The 23,821-nt window shown below is 61.6% G+C and carries 29 protein-coding genes; 3 read left to right on the plus strand and 26 right to left on the minus strand.

Translation table 11 applies throughout. From position 1 onward, the window contains the following. Nucleotides 1–78 precede the first annotated feature (78 nt). The 3 genes from JQC81_RS00810 to JQC81_RS00820 form a co-directional block, all read right to left on the minus strand. Nucleotides 79–486: a response regulator gene (locus tag JQC81_RS00810; protein WP_203269814.1), complete on the minus strand. Its 408-nt coding sequence runs from the start codon at nt 484–486 to the stop codon at nt 79–81. 89 nt (nt 487–575) lie between these two features. Then, nucleotides 576–998, minus strand: coding sequence for a response regulator (locus tag JQC81_RS00815; protein WP_203269815.1), 423 nt, complete (start codon nt 996–998; stop codon nt 576–578). Nucleotides 999–1,037: 39 nt separating this feature from the next. Next, entirely contained in the window at nt 1,038–1,430 is a 393-nt protein-coding gene (locus JQC81_RS00820; RefSeq protein WP_203269816.1) for a response regulator, read from the minus strand. A 119-nt stretch (nt 1,431–1,549) separates the two neighbouring features. Between JQC81_RS00820 and JQC81_RS00825 the strand changes: the two genes are divergently transcribed. After that, a complete protein-coding gene (locus tag JQC81_RS00825; protein ID WP_203269817.1) occupies nt 1,550–2,050 on the plus strand; it encodes a response regulator in 501 nt (166 codons plus the stop codon). Nucleotides 2,051–2,139: 89 nt separating this feature from the next. Here the strand turns inward: JQC81_RS00825 and JQC81_RS00830 are convergent, their stop codons facing one another. After that, nucleotides 2,140–3,810 carry a methyl-accepting chemotaxis protein gene (locus JQC81_RS00830; RefSeq protein WP_203269818.1) on the minus strand — a complete coding sequence of 557 codons (1,671 nt, stop codon included), beginning with the start codon at nt 3,808–3,810 and terminating at the stop codon, nt 2,140–2,142. A 184-nt stretch (nt 3,811–3,994) separates the two neighbouring features. On the opposite strand from JQC81_RS00830, the gene JQC81_RS00835 reads away from it, so the two are divergent. Further along, the gene (locus JQC81_RS00835) at nt 3,995–4,597 is read left to right on the plus strand and encodes a hypothetical protein (RefSeq protein ID WP_203269819.1); all 603 of its coding nucleotides are present in this window, start codon (nt 3,995–3,997) and stop codon (nt 4,595–4,597) included. A gap of 56 nt (nt 4,598–4,653) precedes the next feature. Here the strand turns inward: JQC81_RS00835 and JQC81_RS00840 are convergent, their stop codons facing one another. Next, nucleotides 4,654–5,313, minus strand: a complete 660-nt coding sequence (locus tag JQC81_RS00840) for a transglutaminase-like cysteine peptidase (protein WP_203269820.1) — start codon at nt 5,311–5,313, stop codon at nt 4,654–4,656. A gap of 271 nt (nt 5,314–5,584) precedes the next feature. Further along, a complete protein-coding gene (locus JQC81_RS00845) occupies nt 5,585–5,722 on the minus strand; it encodes a hypothetical protein (RefSeq protein WP_203269821.1) in 138 nt (45 codons plus the stop codon). 212 nt (nt 5,723–5,934) lie between these two features. Between JQC81_RS00845 and JQC81_RS00850 the strand changes: the two genes are divergently transcribed. After that, on the plus strand, nt 5,935–6,312 hold the full coding sequence (locus tag JQC81_RS00850; protein ID WP_203269822.1) for a hypothetical protein: 378 nt from the start codon (nt 5,935–5,937) through the stop codon (nt 6,310–6,312). 39 nt (nt 6,313–6,351) lie between these two features. On the opposite strand, the gene JQC81_RS00855 is transcribed toward JQC81_RS00850, so the two are convergent. The 20 genes from JQC81_RS00855 to fliI form a co-directional block, all read right to left on the minus strand. Further along, nucleotides 6,352–7,140 (minus strand): DUF1217 domain-containing protein, encoded by a 789-nt coding sequence (locus JQC81_RS00855; RefSeq protein ID WP_203269823.1) that lies wholly within the window; start codon nt 7,138–7,140, stop codon nt 6,352–6,354. A 30-nt stretch (nt 7,141–7,170) separates the two neighbouring features. Next, nucleotides 7,171–7,668 carry a hypothetical protein gene (locus JQC81_RS00860; RefSeq protein WP_203269824.1) on the minus strand — a complete coding sequence of 166 codons (498 nt, stop codon included), beginning with the start codon at nt 7,666–7,668 and terminating at the stop codon, nt 7,171–7,173. 167 nt (nt 7,669–7,835) lie between these two features. Next, on the minus strand, nt 7,836–9,047 hold the full coding sequence (locus JQC81_RS00865) for a flagellin N-terminal helical domain-containing protein (RefSeq protein ID WP_203269825.1): 1,212 nt from the start codon (nt 9,045–9,047) through the stop codon (nt 7,836–7,838). 411 nt (nt 9,048–9,458) lie between these two features. Then, nucleotides 9,459–10,310: a CheR family methyltransferase gene (locus JQC81_RS00870; protein ID WP_203269826.1), complete on the minus strand. Its 852-nt coding sequence runs from the start codon at nt 10,308–10,310 to the stop codon at nt 9,459–9,461. Next, the gene (locus tag JQC81_RS00875) at nt 10,307–11,422 is read right to left on the minus strand and encodes a protein-glutamate methylesterase/protein-glutamine glutaminase (protein WP_203269827.1); all 1,116 of its coding nucleotides are present in this window, start codon (nt 11,420–11,422) and stop codon (nt 10,307–10,309) included. The genes JQC81_RS00870 and JQC81_RS00875 overlap by 4 nt, the downstream gene beginning before the upstream one ends. 4 nt (nt 11,423–11,426) lie before the next feature. Continuing rightward, nucleotides 11,427–11,810 carry a response regulator gene (locus JQC81_RS00880; RefSeq protein WP_203269828.1) on the minus strand — a complete coding sequence of 128 codons (384 nt, stop codon included), beginning with the start codon at nt 11,808–11,810 and terminating at the stop codon, nt 11,427–11,429. A 52-nt stretch (nt 11,811–11,862) separates the two neighbouring features. Further along, a complete protein-coding gene (locus JQC81_RS00885) occupies nt 11,863–12,312 on the minus strand; it encodes a hypothetical protein (protein ID WP_203269829.1) in 450 nt (149 codons plus the stop codon). After that, nucleotides 12,309–12,653, minus strand: coding sequence for a magnesium transporter CorA family protein (locus tag JQC81_RS00890; protein ID WP_203269830.1), 345 nt, complete (start codon nt 12,651–12,653; stop codon nt 12,309–12,311). The genes JQC81_RS00885 and JQC81_RS00890 overlap by 4 nt, the downstream gene beginning before the upstream one ends. A gap of 40 nt (nt 12,654–12,693) precedes the next feature. Continuing rightward, nucleotides 12,694–13,197 carry a rod-binding protein gene (locus tag JQC81_RS00895; protein ID WP_203269831.1) on the minus strand — a complete coding sequence of 168 codons (504 nt, stop codon included), beginning with the start codon at nt 13,195–13,197 and terminating at the stop codon, nt 12,694–12,696. Nucleotides 13,198–13,244: 47 nt separating this feature from the next. Then, nucleotides 13,245–13,643: a hypothetical protein gene (locus tag JQC81_RS00900; protein ID WP_203269832.1), complete on the minus strand. Its 399-nt coding sequence runs from the start codon at nt 13,641–13,643 to the stop codon at nt 13,245–13,247. 5 nt (nt 13,644–13,648) lie between these two features. Then, on the minus strand, nt 13,649–14,404 hold the full coding sequence (gene fliR / locus JQC81_RS00905; protein WP_376772354.1) for a flagellar biosynthesis protein FliR: 756 nt from the start codon (nt 14,402–14,404) through the stop codon (nt 13,649–13,651). After that, nucleotides 14,401–16,476 (minus strand): flagellar biosynthesis protein FlhA, encoded by a 2,076-nt coding sequence (gene flhA / locus JQC81_RS00910; RefSeq protein WP_203269833.1) that lies wholly within the window; start codon nt 16,474–16,476, stop codon nt 14,401–14,403. Before flhA ends, fliR begins: the two co-directional genes overlap by 4 nt. A gap of 128 nt (nt 16,477–16,604) precedes the next feature. Beyond that, nucleotides 16,605–16,871 (minus strand): flagellar biosynthetic protein FliQ, encoded by a 267-nt coding sequence (locus JQC81_RS00915; RefSeq protein ID WP_203269834.1) that lies wholly within the window; start codon nt 16,869–16,871, stop codon nt 16,605–16,607. A 1-nt stretch (nt 16,872) separates the two neighbouring features. Continuing rightward, nucleotides 16,873–17,268: a flagellar hook assembly protein FlgD gene (flgD, locus tag JQC81_RS00920; protein ID WP_203269835.1), complete on the minus strand. Its 396-nt coding sequence runs from the start codon at nt 17,266–17,268 to the stop codon at nt 16,873–16,875. A gap of 14 nt (nt 17,269–17,282) precedes the next feature. Then, nucleotides 17,283–17,699, minus strand: coding sequence for a flagellar biosynthesis repressor FlbT (gene flbT / locus JQC81_RS00925; protein WP_203269836.1), 417 nt, complete (start codon nt 17,697–17,699; stop codon nt 17,283–17,285). Next, nucleotides 17,696–18,043 carry a flagellar biosynthesis regulator FlaF gene (flaF, locus tag JQC81_RS00930; protein ID WP_203269837.1) on the minus strand — a complete coding sequence of 116 codons (348 nt, stop codon included), beginning with the start codon at nt 18,041–18,043 and terminating at the stop codon, nt 17,696–17,698. The genes flbT and flaF overlap by 4 nt, the downstream gene beginning before the upstream one ends. A gap of 15 nt (nt 18,044–18,058) precedes the next feature. Further along, on the minus strand, nt 18,059–19,408 hold the full coding sequence (locus tag JQC81_RS00935; protein WP_203269838.1) for a flagellin: 1,350 nt from the start codon (nt 19,406–19,408) through the stop codon (nt 18,059–18,061). Nucleotides 19,409–19,411: 3 nt separating this feature from the next. Continuing rightward, complete coding sequence (flgK, locus tag JQC81_RS00940; protein ID WP_203269839.1) at nt 19,412–20,875, minus strand: flagellar hook-associated protein FlgK; 1,464 nt, start codon at nt 20,873–20,875, stop codon at nt 19,412–19,414. A 32-nt stretch (nt 20,876–20,907) separates the two neighbouring features. After that, the gene (locus JQC81_RS00945; protein WP_203269840.1) at nt 20,908–22,398 is read right to left on the minus strand and encodes a flagellar hook protein FlgE; all 1,491 of its coding nucleotides are present in this window, start codon (nt 22,396–22,398) and stop codon (nt 20,908–20,910) included. 93 nt (nt 22,399–22,491) lie between these two features. Continuing rightward, nucleotides 22,492–23,814 carry a flagellar protein export ATPase FliI gene (fliI, locus tag JQC81_RS00950; RefSeq protein ID WP_203269841.1) on the minus strand — a complete coding sequence of 441 codons (1,323 nt, stop codon included), beginning with the start codon at nt 23,812–23,814 and terminating at the stop codon, nt 22,492–22,494. Nucleotides 23,815–23,821 lie beyond the last annotated feature (7 nt).

Below are 23,821 nucleotides of genomic sequence, written 5' to 3' on the forward strand. Positions count from 1 at the left end.
GGGGCGTCGGACGCTGGTTATACGGCAGGCTCTGGCCAAGCCGCAAGACCGGCTGAAGCGGGGGAAGGATCGAGTGGCTTATGAAACGCCGTTGTTCTGCGCCCGCCGGGCCATCACGTCGTTCAGCGCCGCGACCAGGTCGTCCGGCATGATGGGCTTGTGCAGGAACATGGCGTTGGGCGGCAGGTCGCCCGGGCCGGGGCCGGTCTTGCCGGAGATCACCAGCACGGCCACCTCCGGCCAGCCCTGCCGCACCAGCCGGGCGAACTCAAATCCGTCCATGGAGCCCGGCATGTTCACGTCGGTCAGGATGGCGTCGATCTCGGGCCGCGATTTCAGGAGCTCGAACGCCTCGTCGGCATCCTGGGCCTCGACAACCCAGAACTCGGATTCCTTGAGGATGTCGACCTGGGTGAGGCGGACGAGCGGCTCGTCCTCCACCAGCAGAACGACGGGGTGCTTCACGATGCGGCGGTGCGGTTTCATCCAGCATGAAACGGGAATGACTTTGTCCGGTTCCCTGCCATCGAGCAGCCGTGATGCTGCGGCGCAGCGGCCGCAGGGGCGACACGGGCTCAGAAGCGCTTTGCCGTGGCTTTCAGCTGCTTGATCCGGTCCACCACGTCCTGCGTGTGATACGGCTTTTCCATCAGGGGGCCGGCCTCGCACAGGGTTCCGGCGATGTCCGCCGACCGCTCCGCCCCGGAGGTGAGGATCACCTGCGTCTCGGGCATGTTGGCCCGGATCCAGCGGGCGAGCCCGAAGCCGTCCATGTCCCCTGGCATCTCCACGTCGCTGAACACGATGTCGACGGACACCTCGGGGGCCTGGAGGATGAGGATGGCCTCCTCGGCATTGACGGCCTCATGGACCCGGTAGCCGCACTCGCGCAGGTATTCGGCGATCACAAGGCGGATCAGCACCTCGTCCTCGACAACGAGGATGGTCTGGAGGGCGGTGTCGGCCTCGGCCGAGAGATGGGTCGATGACGTGCTCACGCAAAGCTAATCGCCGAGCTTTTGCCTTTGTTCCTGCGGTCAAGCTTGCGCGGGCGGCCAGTTCAGGCTCCGGGCGACGAGCCCAGCGACCTCAGCAGCCTGATATGGCTTCTGGACAAAAGGTTCGAGGCCGGCCGGCGGATCCGTTTCCCCGGACGTGAGGATCATCTTCGTTGGGGCCGGCCTCTCGCGAATGTGGCGGACCACGTCCCAGCCGCCGTCACCCGGCAGGTCGAGGGCTAGAATCAGAAGGTCTACCGGGACGGCGTCCAGAACCGTCAGGGCCTCCGGTGCGGAGCCGGCCTCCAGCACCTTGAACCCCCAAGCTCGCAGCTCATCGCTGACGCGATACCGGATCCGGATATCCCCTTCGGCAACCAGAATGGTCGGCGGGGTCCGGCGCGGAAGAACCGTAACGGATGCAGCACTCATTCTTGCCCCAGACGCATACAACAGGCGGACAACGTGGTGATGCCCCGTGGGTTCTCTCCCCAAGTGCGCCAAGTCACCCCACGGGAAGGGCTGGCTCTCGCAACTGGAACCGTCTATCAATGGCCACGTTTGCCATCAGCCCTGTCCTCTTGCCCCTCGGTCCCGTGTCCAACCAGCACCCCATAGGCGTCGTTCTCCTGGTCGAAGACGAACCGCTTGTGCGGCTCGTCACGGCCGACATCCTGCTGGAGGCGAATTTCCGCGTCATCGAGGCCGGCGACGCCGAGGAGGCCCTACGCGTGCTGAAAGCCGAGGTCGCGGTCGACGTGCTGCTCTCGGACGTGGAGATGCCGCCGGGCATGAACGGCTATGAGCTGGTCGGCCACGTGCACCGGGACTGGCCCGGGGTGGAGATCATCGTCTCCTCGGGCCGCGAATGGCCGAAGGAGGACGATCTGCCGCCGGGAGCGGTGTTTCTCCCCAAGCCCTACCTGAATGCCACGCTCCTGTCCTACGTCCAGGCCGCGGCCGCGAGGGCCCAGGAGACTCGCCGGCTCAGGCGTGAGGCCGGCGCTGCAGGCGGCGGCGCTCCGGCCCGGGACATCCCCAAGACGGCCTGAAGCTTCCCTAACGATGCCGACGCAGAAAAGGCGCAGCCGGAAGCTGCGCCTATTGATGTGCGTGGTGGGTGCGGATCGGGCTGGCAGCGTCACGCCGCCCGGACACCCTGCAGGAAGCCTTCGACCTCCCGGGTGAGGGCCGAGGAATTGGTCGACAGCTCACCGGCCGCGGCCAGCACCTGGGAGGCCGCCGACCCGGCATGGGTGGCCGCTCCCTGCACCTGGACGATGCTCTGGGTGACCTCCTGGGTGCCGCGGGCGGCCTCGCTGACATTGCGGGCGATCTCCTGCGTGGCCGCCTGCTGCTCCTCGACGGCCGCGGCCACGTTGGTGGCGATCTGGTGCACCTCCTCGATGGTGAGACCGATCTCGCGGATGGCGTCCACGGCGCCCTTGGTGGATTGCTGGATCTGGTTGATGTGCGAGGTGATGTCCTCGGTCGCCCGCGAGGTCTGGTTCGCCAGTTCCTTCACCTCGGCGGCTACCACGGCAAAGCCCTTGCCGGCCTCGCCGGCGCGGGCCGCCTCGATGGTGGCGTTGAGCGCCAAGAGGTTGGTCTGGCTCGCGATGCTGTTGATGAGGGTGACCACCTCGCCGATCTTCTGCGCGCCGTCCGCAAGCGTCTCTACGAGCTCGTTGGTCTTGCGCGCATTCTGCACGGCGCGGGCCGCGGCAGCAGACGTTTGCGACACCTGGGTTCCGATCTCGTTGGACGAAGCGGCAAGCTCCTCCGTGGCGGCGGCCACGGCCTGCACGTTGCTTGAGGTCTGCTCGGCCGCAGCCGCCACCGCATTCGACTGCTGGTTCGTCTGCTGGGCGGTGGTGGCCATCGAGCGGGCCGTGGACTCCATCTGCTGGGCGGCAACCGAGAGGTGCTGGACGAGACCGCCCACGCTGCCTTCAAAGCTCTGCGCGAGCGCCATCATGTCGAGCCGGCGGCGCTCGGCGGCGTGCTTTTCGGCTTCCGCCTGCTGGCGCCGCAGCCCGTCGGCCTCCTGCATAGTGCCGGCGAAGACCTGCGTGGCCTTCCAGATGTCGCCGATCTCGTCTTTGCCGGCTTTCGTCTGCGGCAGGTTGTAATCGCCGGAGGCCAGCTTCTGGATCGCCTCGGTGACGATCTTCAGCGGACGAGCAATCTGCCTGTTCCCCACGAGCCAGCCGATCAGCAGCGCCAGCATCGTGCCGCCCAGCGCGATGGAGACCAGCAGGGTGAGGCGCTCGCTGTAGAGTTCAGCGGAATAGCGGTCGACTGCGGCGATCTCTTCGCTGCCCTTCTGCGTCAGGGCATTGATGCTGACCTGAAAAGCCTTCCGGTTGGCGCGGTTGGCTTCAGTATTGCCCTGTGCGTTGGCGGCCTCAGGCGACACTTCGGCACCGAGGCGCACGGTCTCGGATCGGAATGTCCTGAAGGCGGCAGCGTCCTTGACCACCGCGTCGAACAGCGCCTTGTGCGCATCCGGCACAATCGGCGCCCACTCTTTCAGCAGCTTGTCGATTTCATTCAGATTGGCGGTCAGTCCTTCGCCGAACTTTCGCGCATCGGCCGTGGTCTTCGAGGCATAGATGCCGCGCGCTTCCATGACAACATGCGTCACTAGCCGGTTCAGGCGCTCGCCGTAGAGCGCACGCGTGGCCGCGAGCCGCACGTCGTGGACGGCCTGATTGTAGGTCTGCAGGGTGCTGATGCCGACGGCGGCGATCACCATGGCAACGAAGCTCAGGGCCGCGACGAGCGCAAATATCTTTGTTCTGATCTTCATGCATCCCCCAACCGGCTTGATCGACAAAATCGCTTCAATACAGGCTGCAGTATTCACAGGACGCTTGTGTGGGGCTTGCCTTCAGGCTTGAAGTTTTCAACAGGCTTTCTCTGCGGGAGGTGACGGATTGTTAAGCATAACCCCATAGGAATGATTGCAGTCGATTCTCATAGCGGCGGTTTCCATGGGCGTACGGTTCGATAAAGTATTGGCGCAGGTGGCCAGGGCGGGACAGCCCGGGCGCGGAGCCGCCATCGAAACCCGCGAGCGGAAAGTGCGGCGCCTGGAGGACATGATCCGGGCGCGCGAGGCCATGGGTGACCGCATCGTCATGTGCTTGGGGCTGGCGCTCACCCTGTCGGCCGTCGCGCTTCCGGTTTACGCGGTCTATCTCAGTGATGGCTATGCCTATCTCCAGAGCGCAGGCAACGGCCTGCAGATGAGCAAAGGCGCGGAAGCGAGCCATGCACGTGCGCCCGATCTCAGCCCGTCCACCACGGGTTCTCTGAACAGGCAGAAGACCGCGGAGTCCGTCGTGGAGGCCAGGAGCGACAAGGCGCTTCTTGCCATCGACCGGCAGAGCCAGTTTCAGCGCTACGTCATCCACCGGGCGACGAGCGAATCCGCCCTGATCGAAGGTCCGGATGGCGTTTGGTGGGTCACGCCGGGGATGACGCTTCCCGGCATCGGCCAGATCATCTCGATCGAGCGCTCCGACAACGGCTGGGTCGTGCTGACGTCCGAGACGATGATCAGCCAGCGACCGACTTCGAGAGCGGCGAGCTAAACATCCTTGGGAGCTATCCTGAAAGCGCCGCCCGGACGGGCGTCGCTTTTCCGTTTTTACTTGGTTGCAGTCACGATGGGCGCGGCCTGATTGCCGAGCCATACCCAAGCTGTGCTCTCCGAACCTTCCCGCTTCACATAACGGTAGCCGGTCTCCTGCCAGGACAGGACCGCCGCACGCTTGTTATCGAGGATGTAGTCGCCACGATCCGTGCGCACCATCAGCACCGCATGGCCGGCGCCGAGCTCGTCGATCACCACGGTCATCCGCAGGGCGCGCCGCGGCAGGCCCGCCTCGATGAGGATGCGGCGCTTCAGGATCTGAATGTCTTCGCAATCGCCCATCCCGTCATTGGGATAATCCCAGCGATCCGCCACACCCCAATGGTCCTGATCCGTCACCGGCAGGATTTTGGCATTCACGCGCTCGTTGACGTCGACGAGGAGCTTCCAGGTTTCGTGGTTCAGGCCAATGACGGCGGGCTCGGAGGAATCGAGCGCGCATTCGCCCGGCATCTGCTTGCAGAAATTGATCCAAGCCGGCGTCGGCCCGGCCTGTCCGGATGACAGAATGGCTGCACTCATCACCGGCAGGTTCAACTGCGGAAACGCATGAGCCGTATTCGCCGCAGCGACACCCGACAGGAGCGCCGCCCCTGTTGCGGCAGCGGCGAGGAGCCGCCGCCTCATATGCTTTAAGAAACCGGTCCTGTTCATGCCCCCGCACCCATCCGCTTCTTTTCATCAAAGCTGTCAGCCGCACGAGATCTGCGCAAGCGAGATTCGGGGTAAGATGTCAGAACGATGTCGCAGTGTTGACTTCAAGCAACAGACCAATGAGCCGGCTGCCGATACTCTTCGAATGAAGAGGAATGCAGAAATCGACTCTCCAGGCCGCAGAAACTTCCCGGCCGGTAAGGCAGGGGCCCAACCGCATCGAGCAGCCCGATGGTGCGGCATCCTCCCTCACCGCCCCACCCGATCTTCTTCAGTAACGGCGCAACATTCCGCTCTGGCTCTTGGCCCAGCTCTTGGCCCTTTTCGATGAAGCCATAAGGCGAATAGCAGGCGTGCCGACAAGGCCGATCAGCGATGCAGCAACAACCGGCACCAGAATGACGCTCATTCCATTTCTCCGAAATCCGACGCTCTGTCGTTCGGGATTCATCATGCGTCGACAGCCTTGTGCGAAACTGGCACGAACAATCGGGTGCAGTCGGCGCCGCGACAACGGATGAGCTCAAACGCCGTCTTTACCAAACGATGCGAAGGCCCATGGCAATGCATCGGAGCGCCGGGAATTTCGTGGTAGGTTCTACAGGTTATCGGGAGGCCTGCTTGAGACCCATTCTCGCCTTGCTCGCGACGGCTCTAAGCGTCGGTGGATGCACGACGGCCTCCTATGAGGCGGCCGAGATTTCATGCTCGGATTACATCGGCAAGCCGATCTCGTCGCGCATTGCAGCCTACGGACCTCCCACTTCCGTGTACCGCATCAATGCCAGCCAGGTCGGCTATGTCTTCGAGACCAGGGCGACGACCTACGTGGGTGGCGAGCCCTTCTATACGGTAAACTACCTGACGGGAGCAGATAAGCACCACACCCCGGTCCGTAAGATCACGCGGGTCTGCCACGGAGTCTACGTGGTCCATGCCCCGTCGGACGCCTTGCCGGTGTCCGAACAGATCATTGTGGGCATTCGGGCGAAAGGCTAAGCGACCTCAGCAGCGCTACGGTTGAGTGCTGTCGCAGTATCAAAAGCCGCCGGGACGGAGCTTGGCGATGCTCATCATCAGGTCCACGCTGAAGCCTTGTTGCGGCGACGACTGATCGAACAGCGTCAGCACGGGTGCAGTCGTCGCCATGCTCGGATTGGTCACGTCCCACATGGCATTGAAGCGCTGGATCAGCTTGTCGACCTTCTTCGGGTCCTGCAGATCCTTGATGTTGATGTGCTTCTCCAGGTTGCGGACCTGGATATCGAGATCGGCCTTCGAAGCGTTCTGCGGGATGTTGAAGGTGGTCTGGACAAACTTGAGCAGCGCCTTGTCAGCCAGCAGCCCCATGGTCGTCGTGACCGAAGAGGCCTTGCGCTTGAAATACATGGCGAGCTGCACGCCCTGGTTCTGATCGCCCTCCTTCTTCTCGAGGGTCATCTGCACGTATTTCTGCACCGCCTCCGTCGTGGCACTGGCCTCTGACGTTGCCGCAGCTCCCTTCGCCTTGAAATCGAACGCTTTGGCGAACTCCTTGTAGAGCGGGTTCGACATCTTGTTCGCCATGCTCAAGCGGTCGGTCACGCCCTCCTGGAGCAGCTTCTTGAAGAGCCCGTTGGCATAGGCCATGTCCTCAAGGCCATAGGCCTTCATGGCGAATTTGAAGATGCGGTCGTTCTTGACGAAGTCTTCGATCGTTTTGATCGTCTTGATGTTGGCCTGATAATACTCGATCTCGCGCTTCGTCGCCGGATCCTTCTCGATCAAGGCCTTGGTGCGCGCCAGATCCCGGGTGACGAGGTGGTAGCGTGTGGATGTGCTGATCATGGCGGCTCCCTTCAGCTCTGTTTCAGGCTGTCACTCGGCGAGCGAAGAATCATCGATCTTTTCGCGAAGGATAGCGGCGCAGTCTTTCCTGAACCTGTCCGCGACGTTGCTGGTATCCTTCGGATCGAGCCGGAACGCGTGCTGCTGCGTCTCGTAGCGATAGTTCGAGAGCTCGATCGTCAGGCTTTTCGCCTCGGCGAGCTTGTCAACGAAGGTCCGCACCTGAGCGGGATCCGGAATCTGGCCGTGCCGGTCGCGGTAGATCCAGTGTCCGACCTCAGGGCTATTGTCGTCGAACCAGTAGACGGTGCTTCTCCCGTTCGGATCGCTCCGGCCCAGGAACTGCTTCTGCGCAACGGCGACCGTCGTGAATGGCACCGAGGGCTGATCCGGCTCGGATGCGAAGCGCTGGCACGTGAGCCAGAGCAGAGAGCCGTTCTCCCCCCGCAAACGGGCGAAGGCCGCTTGAGGCTGACCCTCGTCGTCGTGCCTCAGCACATAGTCCCAGGGACCGAACCAGGTGGCCAATCCGTGGCTCTCACTGGTGAATCCCATACCAGCAATGCAAGCTGCGGCGCCTGAGAGCAGCAGCTTTAGGTGGGATGATCGCTTAACGGACATTAGATGCTCTTCTCAAACGAAAGGAGCCCCGCCTTTCGCAAGGCGAGGCTCCCTTCAGGTCGATGCCAAAACTCTTACTGGAAGAGCTTCAGGATCATCTGGCTGTTCTGGTTCGCCATGGAGAGAGCCTGCACGCCGAGCTGCTGCTGGGTCTGCAGAGCCTGGTTGCGGGTCGAAGCCTCGTTCATGTCGGCATCGATGAAGGCGCTGACACCAGCGGTGAGCGAGTCGGAGAGCACGCCGATGAACTCTTCCTGGGTCTCGAGCAGGGCCTTGTTGGCACCCAGCATCGCCGAGCCTTCGGTCACCTTAGCGATTGCATCATCGATGCTTTTCAGGGCTTCAGAGATCGTGCCGTCGACGAGAGTAGCAGTCACGTCTTCCGTAACGGCCTTTGCAGTAAGCGTCAGGCCGGCTGTCGCGTCCCAGGCGACCGTAAGCTTGTTGGTGGAGGCTGTAGCTGGATCGGTTTGCGAAGCCTTCTGGATGGCGGCTGCCAGTGCGGTGCCATCTGCCTCCTCACCGGTCATGGTATACGACTGCGTCGTGGTACCGACTGTCCAGGTGATCTTAGTTCCAGCCTGAATTCCACTCTGGCTTGCAGTGAAATTAACTTTGCCTGCCGCAGCAGTGACATCGTCACCACCGCCAGTGACGCCGTCAGGGCCGTTGCTCGCTACAACGTGCGCCGTTGCAGTTCCCTTGACGACGGCATTGGTAGCTGAGCTGATATCGACGGCAGCAGCGTCCTCAAGAAGTCCACCCGTGCCAGCTGCCGCGTCGTCGAAGAGGTTAGTCTTTGCAGTATCGATGGCAAGCATGCCGACCTTATTATTCACGCCGTCATATGACGTAACAAGGTTGACTTGGGAGCCCGCGCCAGCGAGCCAATTCTGACCATTGAACGAAGCCGATCCAGCCGCGCTCTTCATACCTTCGATGTTAGCCTTGAATTCGGTCTGGATCTTCGCAAGATCGGCACCTGGCTGCGAAGCTGCGACGAGACCTTCCTTCATCTTGTTGAGGTAGGTCAGCGACTTGTCCATCGCGGAGGTGAAGGTGTTGATCATTGCCTTCGACTGCTTGATGGAATCCTTCACTGCGCCTAGAGCGCCGTTATCGGACTTCATCTGAGTCGAGATCGACCAGTAGGAGGCATTGTGGGAAGCCTCGCCGACGCGCAGACCTGTGGAGATCTGGTTCTGGTTCTTGTTCATGGCGTTCTGCGTGCTCTTCAGAGCCTGCAGAGCGGTCATGGCGGAGAGATTTGTGTTGATCGAAGACATGTGCTTCTTCCTTGAATGATGTGATTTTCAGGGAATGTCGGGATCTAACCGACCCAGCGGAGTGGCTTCATGCCTCGAGGGGATCTCGATCCGCTGCTCACATGACATCCGGGCTTTTACCGGCAAAATGGAATTGGCATCATGCCTAGCCTTCACCAGAAGGCGTACCATAGTGCTTTCTCTGCACCTGGAGAGCTTACGCTTTCCGTCTGCGGTGCTTGCAGTTCTTGTCTACCAACGCCCTCCTCCAGCGTCAAGCATCAAGATGGAGGGCGGAGCAGAATTTTTATCGTTAATCTTCTGTTAACTATGAAGGTCAGGGCCGTTTACTATGCCGATCATGCAATTCGACACCTGAACAACGCAGTCAGGCCGTCGAAATCTAAGACGGCCGTATTGCCATGCGCCGGCTTACCGTCCGCCGACGGCGAACATCTTCGGCGCAACGCTTGAAGCGTTCTTCGAATACAATCCCCGATGAGCCGGATCGAGCGTCAGCGCATCGGTGACGCCAAGCACCGTCTCCGAGGCGCCGAGCAGCAGGGAGCCGTCGGGCGCCATGACATTCGCGATGCGGCGCAGCACATCGGCCTTCAGGTTGGGGTCGAAATAGATCAGCACGTTGCGGCAATAGACGATGTCGAACTGGCCCAGGCGATTGAAGTCCTCGATCAGGTTCAGGTAGCGGTAATCCACCATCGCGCGGATCTCGGGCGCAATCTGCCACTGGTCGCCCACCTGCGTGAAGTATTTCACGAGCAGGCGGATCGGCAGGCCGCGCTGCACTTCGAACTGGTTGTAGAAGCCGGCCTTCGCCTTTTCCAGAACCTCGGTGGAGATGTCCGAAGCGACAATGTCGATGTGCCAGCCCGGCATGCGGGGTGCTGCTTCCTTGAGCAGCATGGCGAGCGAATACGGCTCCTGGCCCGTGGAGGCCGCCGCGCACCAGATCCGGAGGCGGCGGGTCGATGCGCGCTCCTTCAGGTATTTCGGCAAAAGGACGTCCTGGAACAGATCGAACGGCCCCTTGTCCCGGAAGAAGAAGGTCTCGTTCGTGGTCATCGCCTCGACGGTTGCCTTCTCAAGGGCGAGCGAGCGCCCTGCCCTGATCTCGCGCACGAGGTGCGACAGGCTGTCGATCTTGAACCGCGTGCAGACCGACGAGAGACGGCTCTCCACGAGGTATCGCTTGTCCGGAGACAGCGCCAGGCCCGATTTGGTTTTGAGAAAGGCGCGCAGGACGTCGAATTCGGCCTCGGTCATTTTGCGGATCCGGCGATGTGGCCCTTCAGAGAGCGGCCGATGGATTCCAGGGGAAGGATCTCATGGGCCAAGCCGGCCGTCACGATGCTTCCCGGCATTCCCCAGACGATGCTCGTGGCTTCGTCCTGTGCGATAATCATGGCGCCTGCCTTGGTGAGATGGCGCGCCCCATGCGTTCCATCGGACCCCATGCCGGTGAGCACCGCCGCAATGGCGGAAGCGCCGAACACGCCGGCAGCTTCCCTGAAGAGCACGTCGACGGCGGGGCGGCAGAAATTCTCCGGCGGTCCGTCGTTGAGCCGGATGACCGCTTTGCCGCCAGACGAGACCACGCCCATGTGCCGCCCGCCGGGAGCGACGAGAATCGTTCCGGGGCTGACGACGTCACCATCCCGGGCTTCGCGGGCCGGAACGGAGAGGAAGGACTGCAGGTGCTCGGCGAAAACAGCCGTGAACATGGCAGGCATGTGCTGCACGATCAGCACCGGGATCGTCGAGAGCGCCGGCTTGAGATCGAGCAGGACACGTTCGACCGCTCTTGGACCGCCGGTGGAGGATCCGATCAGCAGGCATTGCGGCCTCACCGTGCCGGGCTTCGCAACCGGCAGAGGGGACGGCGTCGGCATGACGGAGAGAACCGGTGCCGACGATCTCACCTGGCGGCTCTTCGCCTCACCGAGGGCGCGCAGCTTCGCAATCAGATCGCGCTGGAAGTCGGCCGCCGCTCCTGCTGCGCGGGCACTTTCGGGCTTGGCCAGATAATCGACGGCTCCCAGGGAAAGGCACTTCAGCGAGATCTCGGCATTTCTCTGCGTGAGAGTCGAGATGACGATGACCTTGCTCGTCGGATGAGCCTTGAGGATCATCGGAAGAGCCGCAAGCCCATCGACCTCCGGCATCTCGATGTCGAGGAGGATGATCTCCGGCTTTGACCGCTCGGCAGCATCGACCGCCATGCGCCCGTTGGATGCCGTGGCGACGATCTCGAAACCACCGGCCTCGGTGAGCCAGCGCCCGATCATCCCACGGATGACGGCGCTGTCGTCGACGATCATGACGCGGGTCGGCCTGCTCTGGGCGGGACCGGATTGAATGACGGGAGCAAACGACATCAGGTCACGCTGAGTGGGAGACGGGAAGGACGCCGAGTTCCTGGAACTTGGCTGCGAGGATGTCCCGGTCGAACGGCTTCATGATGTACTCGTTCGCCCCGGCGTCCAACGCACGCGTGATATGATCGAGATCGTTCTCCGTCGTGCAGAACACAACCTTTGGAGCCTGCCCCTCCGGCGTTGCACGCAGATGCTTGAGGAAGCTGTATCCGTCCATGACGGGCATGTTCCAGTCCAGGAGGATGACGTCCGGCATCTCTGCCCGGCAAGCCTGGAGCCCCACCTCGCCGTTCTCTGCCTCGGCCACGCGCAAGGACAATCCTTCCGCAATCTCGCGGGAGACTTTCCGGATGACGCGGGAGTCGTCAATGATCAAGCAATAACTCATTAAAATAATTCCTGTCCCTGGACAGTCAGGACTTTGGAGAGGCCTGTTTCGATTAGGAGCGAATGGCGGACTTGTCGACGAAGTTGAAATTTTCGACCAGAATTTCCTTGACGATCTCGGCACCCAGGCGCTTGTTGATTCTGTCGCGAACATTGCCGATCATCCCGTTGACGTTGTAGCGGGACAGCTTCCTGAAATCGAGGCTCTCGTCGGCATAGACGTATCGGAAGACCTCGTCCTGAATGAAGGCTTCCGGTGGAATTGAAATCTCCCGCAACGTCTTGGCATCGGCCGTGAAGACCAGGTTGGCAACCACGTATCCCTGGACAGCTCCCTCGGCGATGACAGGAATGTTCATGGCCGGCAGCTTCTTGTACTGCAGCCCCTCATAACTTCCCTTGTCCTCGACAGGCGCCTTTCCGACGATCCACGTCACCGCCGCATAGCACGAGGCCAGCGTGACGGCGCAAACCCAGAAACCCGCGATCACGTTCTTGATCATGCGCCGTAACCCGACTTGGCCACATGAGCCGAATAGGTGCTGTCGGACTCAGCCTTCTGGATGGCGTTCGAGATGATGCTTGCGACCTCCTGAACGGCATGCATGTGGCGCCGGAGAATGTCCTGGTTCCGCTCGATCTTGCCCTGCAGATTCTGAAGGCGCTTGGTCGCCTTGGGATCCAGCGCGCTGATCTCGGCCGTGCGCACGATGCGGCTGATCTCGAGAAGGCACTGGCTCTTGCGGCGGTTGAACTCATCCAGGTTGGATAGATCCCGCGCCATGAGCGCCGAAGTCTCCATGTCGAGCGCCTCTTCGAGACGGTCCAGCGATTTCATCAGCATGGGCATGTTCCTTTGTTCGAATGGTTTCGCGCGACTGAGGCTACACCTTGCCGAGTAGGTCGCTCACGGGCTGGCTCGGCATCTGCGGTGCGGCAGCGGAAGGACCCTGCTTGCGGGCGTTGAGCAGCCTGTCGACAATTCCGATCCCGCCGGCCTTCGACAATTGCCCGCCGATCTGTTCTGCCAGCATGGATTTCCAGATCGAGCCCGCATTGCCCTTGCCGTAGGTATTCTCCGCATTCTTGGGCAGCATCGACTCGACGAAGGTCTGCAGGATGTAGGCCTCGAATTCCTGGTGGGCTTTCCGCACCTTGTCGGCATTCGCCGTCTCGGCGTCGTTGCGGAGCGAGTTGCGGATGGAATAGATATCAGCCCCGGGCATCATGAGGGGCTTGTCCGCAGCTTCCTTGACAGCGTCGTCGAAGCTTGCTCCTTCGGCAGGCGAGGCGCCTTCCATGAGCTTTCGGGATGCGGCCTGAAGGCGGGCCGGGTCGGCGGCTCTCGCGACGTCGCTGATAATATCTGAGGGCGGGCTAATCGCCATCGCATCACTCTCGTTTCTTGCGTTCCGTCTTGTCTACATCGGCTAGCTTACGGGAAGCTTGCGCTGCCGCCCTTCGCCAAGGTCTCAAGAATCGAGGCGAGATCCTTCTTCTCCGTTTCACGCCGGTTCTGATCTCTCAGGTTCGTCAGCATCTTCTCCGTTCGCTTCGCCTGCATGGCTTTCTCGAGAGCGATCGCCTTCTGCCTGATCTTGGCCTTCTCAACGTGACCTTCCTGTGTCGACAAAGCCTGCAGTCGCTTGGCGGCCACATCCACGAACAACCCGTGAAGCGTTTCGTGGTCGTTCATCGAATGGATGATCATCTCTTGGGCGGTTCTCAGCTCCGCTGCTTCCCTCTCAAGGAGCGAGACCTTCAGCTCCGCCTCCTGCTTGAGGCGCTCCTGGACCTTCAGAATACGGTCGATCTTGCGAATGCGCTGTTTCATTTCGTCTACCCGTTTCGAAGCCAGGCGGAGAAGGCATCCATGAAGAGGAGAACATAGTCCTGAGCCGCGAAGTACATGATGAACAGCCCCCCGAGCATGATGAAAGGTGTTGCTAGAAAGTAGACCGGGATCTGCGGCGTCAGCTTGTTGGTCAACCCCACAGCCAAATTGACGATCACCGAATACAGGATGAACGGACTGCTGATCCTGAGGGCCAGGACGAAAGCCGCGGCGATCTGGTCGACCAGTTGTGTCAGCGACAAACGCGCTCCGAAGCCGACCCCCATCGGCAGTCGGGAATAGGACTCGACGATGCCGCGGTAGAGCTCCCAGTGCAGGTCGGAGAAGAACAGGATTGCAGTTGCCGCCATCATGATGAAGGAGCTGATCGGCGGAAGGGGCTCGGACTCGTCGATAGGCGTGCCGGGCATGCCGCCGAGACCCAACGCCATGGCGACTCCGCTCAGCATCGTCTGGAGGGCCAGAAAGTAGACCCGCCCCAGCAGCCCGATCAGAAGGCCGGTCAACAACTCGGATCCGATGAGGACGAGCATGGTGGCCGGTACAAGCGCTGCCACCTCACCGCTCAGCTTCGTCAAAAGAACGGGGGCCAGGGCGAGACTTGTGGTCAGGGCAATGAACAGGCGAACCTGCAGCGGGATCCTGAAGCTCGAGAAACCGGGGGCAATGAGCAGGCAGCCCCCAACCCGGCAGAAAATCAGGAAGATCCCGAGCAGGAGCTCGGCCATCGCCTGCGTCACGAGATCGTCCCGAGGGAGTTGACCTCCACACCGCGCGCAATCTCCAGGTGCGACAGGACGGGCAGCGAGGAGAACATGCGTTCGATGATCATCCGCACGTAAGGACGGGCGTCCGGAGCCGTCACGATGGCGAAGCTCTGGACCTGCCCCATGCGGGTCTTGATTGCATCGGAAGCCTCGGTGCCGAACTGCTCTACGAGGCGCGGATCGATGTCGAACTCGACCACGTCGCCTTTTGCATCCCGCTTCAGGCTTTGATGGAAGGCAATGTCCCACTTGTTGCCGAGACGCAGCACGTTGAGCGCGCCTCCTTCTGCCAGATCGCCGCAGATCTGCTGGGCGATGCGCACCCGCACATGCTCCACCAGCTGCTCGGCCCGCCGCGCATGCGGAGCGATCTCGGCAATCGCCTCAAGGATGAGGCTCAGGTTGCGGATCGAGACCCGCTCCGCCAGCAGGAGCTTCAGCACGGCCTGGAGACCCGAATAGGAGATCTGCGAGGGGCAGATATCGTCAAGCAGCCGCTTGTACTCGCTGTCCAGGCTGTCCAGAAGATTGCGGACGTCCTTGTAGGAGAGAAGCTGCGGAAGATTGTTGCGGATCACCTCGCTCAGATGCGTGAGGAGGACCGATGCCCCGTCGACTGCCGTAAAGCCCTGCCGCTTGATCTCGCCTACATAGACATCGGAGATCCAAAGGGACTTCATCCCGAACGCCGGCTCGCGCACCTCATCGCCAGGTACATCCGGCATCGGGCCGTCACCGAGCACGACGAGAAGATCGCCCGGGCGGATCTCCTGCGTTGCCACCACCGTGCCGTGAATCTTGATCTGGTAGCTCTTCGGCGGGATCATCAGGCTGTCGGAGAGCTTCACGTCCGGGAGCACAAAGCCGTAATCCTGCGCAAACTTCTTGCGCATCTTGCTCACGCGATGCGCGAGATCGCCATGCGAGCTTGCAAGATACGATGCAAGATGCTTGCCAAGACACACCTCGATCTCCGCAAGCTTCAGAGATTCCTTCACCGAATCCCGTGATTCCAGCAGGTTTTTCTGCTGCTCTTCGGCCACTTTGGCTTTGGTCTTCGCCTCCTGATCAGCCCGTTGCCTCGGGATAGCATAGGCGATGAAGGCCATGCAGCCGCCCAGCAGCAGGAAGGGAATCATGGGCAACCCTGGCATGATGGCGAACACGAACATCAGGGCGGACGCCACCATCAAGGCCCGAGGGTAGGCTCCCAGCTGATCGAGAACCGCTTGCTGCGCCTGACCGCGCGTGCCGCCTTTCGAGACCAGAAGGCCGGCAGCAAGGGACACCACCAGGGCCGGGATCTGACTGACGAGTCCGTCACCTACGGAGAGCTGCGTGAATACGTCGGCGGCCTTGGCGAGCTCCATGCCGTGCCGGGTCACGCCGATGATGATTCCGCCGAAGATGTTAACCGCGATCGTGATCAGGCTCGCGATGGCCTCGCCGCGGACGAACTTTGAAGCGCCGTCCATCGAGCCGAAGAATGCGCTTTCCTCTTCAAGCTCCCGCCGCCGCCTCTGGGCCTCCTTCTCGTCGATGAGGCCGGCGGACAGATCCGCATCGATGGCCATTTGCTTGCCGGGGATGGCATCGAGAGTGAAGCGGGCGCCGACCTCCGCGATACGGGTGGCACCCTTGGTGATGACCAGGAAGTTGACGGTGATCAGGATGATGAAGACAACGATACCGATGACGAAATCGCCGCTCATCACAAATTGGGAGAAGCCGCTGATCACGTGCCCGGCCGCATCGACACCTTTGTGGCCGTCGGACAAGATCAGGCGGGTCGACGCGATGCTCAGGGCCAGACGCAACAAAGTTGCAATGAGAAGGACCGTCGGGAAGGCCGAGAATTCGAGAGGCTTCTGAATCCAGAGAGCCACCATCAGGATCAGCACGGACATGGCGACCGAGAGGGCGAGACCCATGTCAATAAGCAGAGGCGGAATCGGCAGGAAGAGAATGGCCAGAATGGCCACCACACCGCCGGCGAAAGCCAAGTCCCTGCTGCGGCTCAGCGCTGTAGTTTGAACTACTTCCATGTTCCTGTCAGCTCACCGATCAAACGTTGAGCCTGACAGATGCACTACGAAGCTTGCGCGGAGGTCGCAAGCCTCCCTGAACCGGAGGCTTATTGCTTTTCTCCACGACGGAAGGCTGTCAATCCTCGCTAGAACCCTGTTACAATCCGGCCGTATACCAGTTCCGTGAACGCGAAGATCTGCGAGCCCACGAAGGATCCCGTCACCAGCGCAACGACGAGGATCGCGATGATCTTCGGGATGAACGTGAGGGTGACTTCCTGGATTTGGGTCAGCGCCTGAACCAAGGCGATGGCGATGCCGATGACCATCGCGGCGGCCACGGCCGGTCCGGCTCCGATGATGACGGTCCAAATCGCGGCGCGGACCAGTTCCAGGGCATCGACCTCGTTCATGTCAGCTCACCACGATGCCCGGACCAAGCAGGACGTTGTCGCCGCTCTTGAGCTTGGCGACGGCTCCCTCATTGGTGATGATCACCGAGTCCACCTGACCGGAGATCTTGCCGTCCGCCGTCGTCACGGTGCGGCCGATGACGCCGTCAGCCTGGGACAGAGCCGACGACGCGAGGAGCGCATCGAGCTTGGCGTTGCTCTGCACCGTCTGCTCCACTTGGGAGAAGGTGGCGAGCTGGGCCATGTACTCGGTGGACTTCATGGGCTCGGTCGGGTCCTGATTCTTCATCTGGGCCATCAGGAGCTTCAGGAAATTGTCGTATGTTGCGGTGGCGGTCGATTGGCCGGTTGCAGCCGGCCGGCTTGAAATCGGCGAGGCAACGGAGGTTACGTTCATCACTGGGCTCCCGGTTAGGCGGCCTGAACCGCTGCGGTGGGCGGGACGACGGGACGGGCCTCCGGCTCGAACAGGGTCCGGATAACCTTCAGGGCTTCGAAGATTCGATTCGATTCGACCAGATCGCCGACCCGGCGAAGCGCCTCCTTCGTGGGTTCGTCCGCTGCGGTCTGCAGAACCGAATCGTACAGCTTGCGGAAGGCGCCCATTACCTTATCGGCTTCCTGAGGATTGATCAGGATCGACTGCGCGACGAAGTAGAGCTGGCGCATGGGCGTGGTCGCTTCCGAGACCTGAAGCACGTGGCTCTCCAGGAGGAACCGCGCCTCGTTGAGGAGGCTCAAGGTGACCTTTTGGCTCACCGTGAGAACCGCGCCATTGATGAAAATTCGCTCGCCCGCCTTGAGGGAGAACCGCATCTTCGCTTTCATTTCAAGCCTTCCTGGATCATGGCATTGATATCGATCAGAGCTTCGAGATTGTTGTGTTCACCTCTGACCACGCGGTCCGACTCGCGCATGACCCAGAGACCGATGGAGATGAGCTGTCCCTTCAGCTTGTCCGGCAGACCGTTTTCGGGATGGCCGATATCCTTGATCAGGAAGGTCCAGAGACGCTGGACGAAGACGATGGCCTCAATCATTTCCAGGGACTGGGACGGCTTTCCGTTCGCCGTCCTCATCATGGTGATGGCACGGTCGAAAAGCTGGTATTCGCGGTCGCGGCAATCTCTGGAGGAGTCCTCAATGACTTCGGCGTAGGAGAAACGGTACATACTTCACTCCACCCATTACAAATAGTTGATCAGGCTCATGGTCCTGAGCTGCGCCGTCAGGGAGTAGGACGTCTGGATCTGCGTCATCAGACGATCGACCCTGATCTTCGCCTCGGCCGGATCGACCGCCTCCAGATGGATGATCTTCGCATCGAGAATATCCTTCTGCAGGCTCATCCGCTCATCAGCGTCCTCCACCTTCTCCTGAACGGCCCCAAGCTTGGACTGCATGGTGGTCACGCCCGTGGTGGCTTCAGAGAAGGTTGCAATCGCCTTGTTGACGAGCGCTTCCCTTGTTTTCTCACCGAGGCGGTCGAGACCGAGGTCGAAGATCATCGTATAGGCCATCGACATCTTCTGGATGCCCAGGCCATTGGCGTTCGTGGATGCCTCGACCTTTTCCGTCACGGAGATTTTGCTCTGGATGTTCTGGCTCGATGCATTCGACCAGTCCTGCCAGTTGGCTCCCTCGAACAGCGACGCGAAAGGACCGTTCAGAAAGGCATTCATGTCGTCCGGCGTGATCGTCGATACAGCAGCATCATCGATCCCAAAGCCGAAGGTTGACCTGAACGCCGAGGCGACGGCCGCTTGTGGGCTGCGCGTGACGGAACCCTCGACAGGAATCGCCGTGCCGTCCATATCCGTAAAGGAGCCGGTCACGTCGGTCTTGCCCGTCAGATCGGTCGATTTCAGAACGAGATTGCCGGTCACAGGATCGCGCGACGCCTCCACTCCGCTGAGAGTGCTGGCGGTGACCGCGGCATTGATCGACACGACAAGGTCGTCGACGGTGGTCTCCGCTGTGACGCTGAACACCTGATCCGGAGCGCCACCGACACTGAACCTGATGACATCGCCGGGTGACAAGCCCGATACGGGCATGCTGACATCCGCGCGCAGGGAGGGCGTTCCGCCCGCGTAGTCGTTGACCGGCTTCTCCTGGGAGTTGATGCCCCCGAAGATGTACTGTCCGCCCACATTGCTGTTCATGGACGAGATCAGGTTCTGGAGGTTGGCTTTCGCCTGGTACATCAGCGTCGGGATGCTGGACGAACTCAGCGGCGTCGCGATGAGCGCATCCATGAACTTGTCGCCGGTGGACCGGACCTGATCGAGGGCCGTCGTGCTCGACTTCATCCTGAGCAGAATCGAGGCGTTGCTGTCGATCAAGGCATCGATCTCGGCGCGATCCTGACGTAGAGACAGGGTCTGTCCGGTCTTGTAGCCGAGCTTCAAGCCAACATCCGAATCGCGCCCGGTGACGAGCTCCTTGTTTGCCTTCACAAGACCTGTCTGTAGCTTGTCGAGCGACGTCTTTGACGAATTCCAGAGCGCCAGTGTCGAGACGAATGTCGTTCTCATGGATTAGCCCACCACGCTGAGGAGTGTCTTGAGCATCTGATCGATGACGGAGAGCAGCTTTGCCGATGCGGAGTAGGATTTCTCCAGCTGCAGCATGAGCGCGGTCTCGTCATCCATGTTCACGTCCGTGGCGTTGGACAGCGCCTCGGATGCATGGCCGAGAAGGGTCGTTTGATACTCGACCCGCTGGTGGGCGCTCTGGCGCGTGGCCTCAAGCCAGCTGCCCGAGGAAGAGGCAAGGCTCAGAAGCGAAGCCTGGGGCCCGAAGCCGAGGCCGGTGTCGATCGGACGCTGAACCGACATGGCATCAACGAGGCCGGACAGACGCCCGGAGAAGGCGGCATTGGCGCCACCGGCAGGGTTGTAGGTGTAGTCCGCCCCATTGATTCCGCCGTCACGGATCAACTCGAACTTGCCGCCCTCGGCCGGATTGACCGCAGCGTTCACCCGCAGCACTCCGGCGAGACCTGTCGGAGCCGGCGTTCCCGGCACGCCTGTGGCAGCCGGATAGGTGAAGATGCCCGGCCTGTCGGCCTTTGCAGGCACCGTCTGGTCCTTCTCGGCGAAGGCTTCGACCAGGGTACGGGCGATCTCGTCGAGCTGCCCCTGGTAGGTGACGGCCGCATCGTCGCGCAACTGGGTCAGGCCCGCGATGTTGCCGGAATTCAGCGGCATCGGCGCACCCGGCCCCGTGACGCGGATCCCGTCGATCAGGACATCCCCTCCCGTCACCGCAGGCCCGAACACCGTCGTCCGCGAGAAGGTCACGGTCCTTGGAGACCGATCAAAGAGCGGAACGCCGCTGTCCGTGTAGAGCGCGACATCATTGCCGGCGCGGGGTACGACCGTGATGCCGATCTCCTCGGACAGCTGCGCGATCAGGCTGTCGCGCTGATCCATCGCGTCGCTCACGTCGGCTCCGAGGGCCGATCCGCTCATCACCTGGTTGTTCGCCTTCTCGTATTTGAGAAGAAGGTCATTGATGCGCGCAACCGAATCCGCAATCTGACCGTCGGCTTCCAGACGAACGGCCTGAACCGTCGAGGTGGCATCGTTCAGGCTCGTCGCCATCTCCGTTGCGGCCTTGACGAAGGCCTGTGCGAGATCAGGATTATCCGGCGCATTCGCATATTGCTGGAGCACGCTGTTCAGCGCACCCATGCGAGCCGCAGGCGATTGATCGAGCTCCGTATCGCCGATGGTTGCACTGAGCTTCTGCAGGCCCTCGAGCAAGGACTTCTGGGCTGCCGCGCTCGACGTGGTCTCCAGCATCTTCGACAGCAGCGCGCTGTCGCTCGCCCGGAGCACCGTGATACGGGCGAACCCGCCCGTCGTGGTGAGCGCCCCAATCTTGCGGGAGTAGCTCGGGTCCGCAGCACCGGCCGTATTGCGCGACACGAGCGCCATCTGCGACTGAGAAGCCTGGAGCGACGAGCGTGCCGTGTTGTAGGCAACAGACAAAGACATGGATCAATGGCCCTGGGGCAAGAGAGTGCAGGTTACCGCTTCAGGTTCATCAGAACGTCGAGCAGTTCCGACCCGGTCTGGAAGACCTTCGAATTGGCCGTGTAGCTGGTCTGGGCCTCGATCATTGCCGTAAGCTCGGTGCCAATATCCACATTCGACCCTTCCAGGGCTCCCGAAGCGATCGAGCCGAAGCCGGACATCTCCGGGAATCCGACCTGATAGCCGCCGGAGGCCGCCGTCGTTTCATAGACGTTGCCAGCCCGAGGGCTGAGGTTGTCCGGGCTTGGGACCGTCGCAAGCGGAATCCGATAGGCGCCCACGCGGGTGCCGTCCTCATAGACCGCGTAGACGGTGCCATCGGCGGCGAACTCCACGTCCTTGACGGCCGACGGTGCATTGCCGTTGGAGCTTCCGGTGACATTGTATTCGCCGGCGAGCTGAGTCATGCCCTTCATGTCGAGACTGAACGCCTCGCCGCCTGGAATGTTGAAGCCCAGCAGGCCCGATCCGGTCAGCTTGCCGTCCGCATCGAAGTTCAGGTCCATCGCGGTCGTTCCTGTCAGGGGTGCTGCGGGATCGCTGCCATTGAAGACGCTGATGGTCCATGTGTCGGCATCGATCTTCGAGAGCGCGATGTCGATTTTGATCGGGTTACCGACCTTGTCGTAAACCTGGAGCGACGATGCCTTGCTCACCGAGGTGAAGGTGCCCGCCACATTGGTCGAGAAGGCCGGATCGGTGGACGTCAGGATCAGGTCGCCGGCCGCATTCGTGGAAGCGTTGACCCCGGTGAGAGTGCCGGCGGTTACCGCGGCGTTGATGGCTGTGGCGACTTCGGCAGGCGTCTTCTGTGTTGTGACGTCAAAGTACTGGTTCGCGCCGCCTCCGACGCTGAACGCGATCTGCGCGCCACGGCTCACGGCGGGAGTAGAGAAGAGGACGCTGCCGGCCACGGGCGGCGCCGCGCTTGCAGGCGTTGCTGCACCGGTCGCGACTGCAACAGGCTGGCCGAAGGGAAGATTGCCTTTGAATGTTCCCGCCGTCGATCCCGTCGCCTGCATGCCGAAGGACGCCATATTGACCGGCTCGACACCGTCGAGGCTGTTCAGGGAAGGATCGACCGCGTTGGCTCCGAGCTTGTAGCCCATCAGGGTGAAGCCAGCTGCGTTGATCAGGTTGCCGGTTCGCCCGTCTTTGACGAAGTTGCCGGCGCGGGTGAGATAGGGAGAGCCGCTCGGATCCGACACGACGAAGAAGCCATTGCCCGAGATCGCCAGGTCCGATCCCGACGTCGTGTAGGCGATGGGGCCCTGGTCGGCGATGGTGTAACGAACGCGGCTTGTGACGGAGCCGGAGTTATAGTTGCCTTCGCTCGAGGGCAGGATGAGCGACGAGAACTCCGTCGAGGCGCGCTTGTATCCGGTCGTGCTCGAGTTCTGGATGTTTTCGGCGACAGTCCCCAGCTTGTTGGACTGGGCGTTCATGCCAGAGACGCCGCTACGAAGAACGCCATAAAGACTCATGGATAGCTCCTAGGTTTCAGCTCGAACTAAACACCACGACGCTTGTGCGAGGCTGTGTTGGTCCGTGCTTTGAATAGGGTTGAAAGGGACATGCTATTGTCTCAGGATCTGGGCCAGATCCATGAAGGCATCGCGGCTGGCCGGCATGGAGGGATCCTGCCGCAGAGCCTCGTAGATCTTCGGTACGAGCACCACGGCCTGATCCAGCTCCTGATCGTTGCCGGGGTGGTATCCGCCCATGAGCCGGAGATCGCGCGTATCCTCGAATCGGGCGATGAGGCTGCGCAGGCGGCGGACGAGCTCCTTCTGATCGGTCGACCAGACGTGATCGGCCAGTCGCGAGATGGAGCCGAGAACGTTGATGGCCGGATAGCGGCCCTGATCGGCGATAGCGCGATCGAGAACGATATGCCCGTCGAGGGTTCCACGGATGTTGTCGGCCACCGGGTCGTTGTGGTCGTCGCCGTCGATGAGCACCGAGAAGATGCCCGTGATCGCCCCCTTGCCCTCCTCGCCCGGACCGGCGCGCTCGAGAAGGCGCGGCAGATCGCTAAACACGCTGGGCGTATATCCGCGTGCGACGGCGGGTTCGCCGGCAGCGAGCGCCACGTCACGGGCCGCATGGGCATAACGGGTCACGGAATCGACGATGAGCAGAACCGATTCGCCGCAATCGCGGAAATACTCCGCCAGAGCCACGGCCGTCCTCGGTGCCTGACGACGCATCATCGGGCTCTCGTCGCCGGTGGACACGACCATGATCGACTTGTGGAGATTGGCCTGGATCGGTCCCTCCAGAAATTCCCGGACCTCGCGCCCGCGCTCGCCCACCAGAGCGACCACGATCGTGTCGAATCCGTCGCACTTCGCCAGCATGGTCAGGAGGGTGGACTTGCCGACGCCCGAACCGGCGAAGATGCCGATGCGCTGCCCCTTGCAGATCGGCGTGAACAGGTCGATGGCCTTCACGCCGGTCCTGAGCGGTTCCTTGACCCTGGAGCGCAGCATGGCCGATGGGGGTTCGGCATCGTTCTGGACCGTTGTCGCGCCCGGAACGAGCGGACCCAATCCGTCCAGAGGCTCTCCCAAGGCATTGATCACCCTGCCGCGCCAGCTGTGATCGGGACTGAGCCCGATATCCCCGGCAAGGAAGGCCGGCATGCCGAGACCGGCCTCGATCCTTCCGTTGAAGGGTTTGACGGTGACGCCGCCACTGTCGATGCGGACGACCTCTCCGATTTCGGTCTTGCCCTGAGCCGAGAACCCGACTCGATCCCCAAGCTTCACGAACTGGGACAGGCCGGAAACCCGATAATAGCTTGGCGTGACCTCGTTGATGACGCCGCTGATCCGGACCTTCCGCCGCGCCCCACCTTCGGTAAGGACGAACTCTTCAAGCGACTGCAGCGCGTTCATGGCAGCC

The sequence above is a fragment of the Microvirga arabica genome (assembly GCF_016811235.1).
In the GTDB taxonomy this organism is placed as follows: domain Bacteria; phylum Pseudomonadota; class Alphaproteobacteria; order Rhizobiales; family Beijerinckiaceae; genus Microvirga; species Microvirga arabica.

What these genes read in the sequence shown, in the direction of transcription:
- JQC81_RS00810 (WP_203269814.1), bottom strand. Translation starts at nt 486, where the DNA reads ATGAAACCGCACCGCCGCATCGTGAAGCACCCCGTCGTTCTGCTGGTG.
- JQC81_RS00820 (WP_203269816.1), bottom strand. Translation starts at nt 1,430, where the DNA reads ATGAGTGCTGCATCCGTTACGGTTCTTCCGCGCCGGACCCCGCCGACC.
- JQC81_RS00825 (WP_203269817.1), top strand. Translation starts at nt 1,550, where the DNA reads ATGGCCACGTTTGCCATCAGCCCTGTCCTCTTGCCCCTCGGTCCCGTG.
- JQC81_RS00830 (WP_203269818.1), bottom strand. Translation starts at nt 3,810, where the DNA reads ATGAAGATCAGAACAAAGATATTTGCGCTCGTCGCGGCCCTGAGCTTC.
- JQC81_RS00835 (WP_203269819.1), top strand. Translation starts at nt 3,995, where the DNA reads ATGGGCGTACGGTTCGATAAAGTATTGGCGCAGGTGGCCAGGGCGGGA.
- JQC81_RS00840 (WP_203269820.1), bottom strand. Translation starts at nt 5,313, where the DNA reads ATGAACAGGACCGGTTTCTTAAAGCATATGAGGCGGCGGCTCCTCGCC.
- JQC81_RS00845 (WP_203269821.1), bottom strand. Translation starts at nt 5,722, where the DNA reads ATGAGCGTCATTCTGGTGCCGGTTGTTGCTGCATCGCTGATCGGCCTT.
- JQC81_RS00855 (WP_203269823.1), bottom strand. Translation starts at nt 7,140, where the DNA reads ATGATCAGCACATCCACACGCTACCACCTCGTCACCCGGGATCTGGCG.
- JQC81_RS00865 (WP_203269825.1), bottom strand. Translation starts at nt 9,047, where the DNA reads ATGTCTTCGATCAACACAAATCTCTCCGCCATGACCGCTCTGCAGGCT.
- JQC81_RS00870 (WP_203269826.1), bottom strand. Translation starts at nt 10,310, where the DNA reads ATGACCGAGGCCGAATTCGACGTCCTGCGCGCCTTTCTCAAAACCAAA.
- JQC81_RS00875 (WP_203269827.1), bottom strand. Translation starts at nt 11,422, where the DNA reads ATGTCGTTTGCTCCCGTCATTCAATCCGGTCCCGCCCAGAGCAGGCCG.
- JQC81_RS00880 (WP_203269828.1), bottom strand. Translation starts at nt 11,810, where the DNA reads ATGAGTTATTGCTTGATCATTGACGACTCCCGCGTCATCCGGAAAGTC.
- JQC81_RS00885 (WP_203269829.1), bottom strand. Translation starts at nt 12,312, where the DNA reads ATGATCAAGAACGTGATCGCGGGTTTCTGGGTTTGCGCCGTCACGCTG.
- JQC81_RS00890 (WP_203269830.1), bottom strand. Translation starts at nt 12,653, where the DNA reads ATGCTGATGAAATCGCTGGACCGTCTCGAAGAGGCGCTCGACATGGAG.
- JQC81_RS00895 (WP_203269831.1), bottom strand. Translation starts at nt 13,197, where the DNA reads ATGGCGATTAGCCCGCCCTCAGATATTATCAGCGACGTCGCGAGAGCC.
- JQC81_RS00900 (WP_203269832.1), bottom strand. Translation starts at nt 13,643, where the DNA reads ATGAAACAGCGCATTCGCAAGATCGACCGTATTCTGAAGGTCCAGGAG.
- flhA (WP_203269833.1), bottom strand. Translation starts at nt 16,476, where the DNA reads ATGGAAGTAGTTCAAACTACAGCGCTGAGCCGCAGCAGGGACTTGGCT.
- JQC81_RS00915 (WP_203269834.1), bottom strand. Translation starts at nt 16,871, where the DNA reads ATGAACGAGGTCGATGCCCTGGAACTGGTCCGCGCCGCGATTTGGACC.
- flgD (WP_203269835.1), bottom strand. Translation starts at nt 17,268, where the DNA reads ATGAACGTAACCTCCGTTGCCTCGCCGATTTCAAGCCGGCCGGCTGCA.
- flbT (WP_203269836.1), bottom strand. Translation starts at nt 17,699, where the DNA reads ATGAAAGCGAAGATGCGGTTCTCCCTCAAGGCGGGCGAGCGAATTTTC.
- flaF (WP_203269837.1), bottom strand. Translation starts at nt 18,043, where the DNA reads ATGTACCGTTTCTCCTACGCCGAAGTCATTGAGGACTCCTCCAGAGAT.
- JQC81_RS00935 (WP_203269838.1), bottom strand. Translation starts at nt 19,408, where the DNA reads ATGAGAACGACATTCGTCTCGACACTGGCGCTCTGGAATTCGTCAAAG.
- flgK (WP_203269839.1), bottom strand. Translation starts at nt 20,875, where the DNA reads ATGTCTTTGTCTGTTGCCTACAACACGGCACGCTCGTCGCTCCAGGCT.
- JQC81_RS00945 (WP_203269840.1), bottom strand. Translation starts at nt 22,398, where the DNA reads ATGAGTCTTTATGGCGTTCTTCGTAGCGGCGTCTCTGGCATGAACGCC.
- fliI (WP_203269841.1), bottom strand. Translation starts at nt 23,814, where the DNA reads ATGAACGCGCTGCAGTCGCTTGAAGAGTTCGTCCTTACCGAAGGTGGG.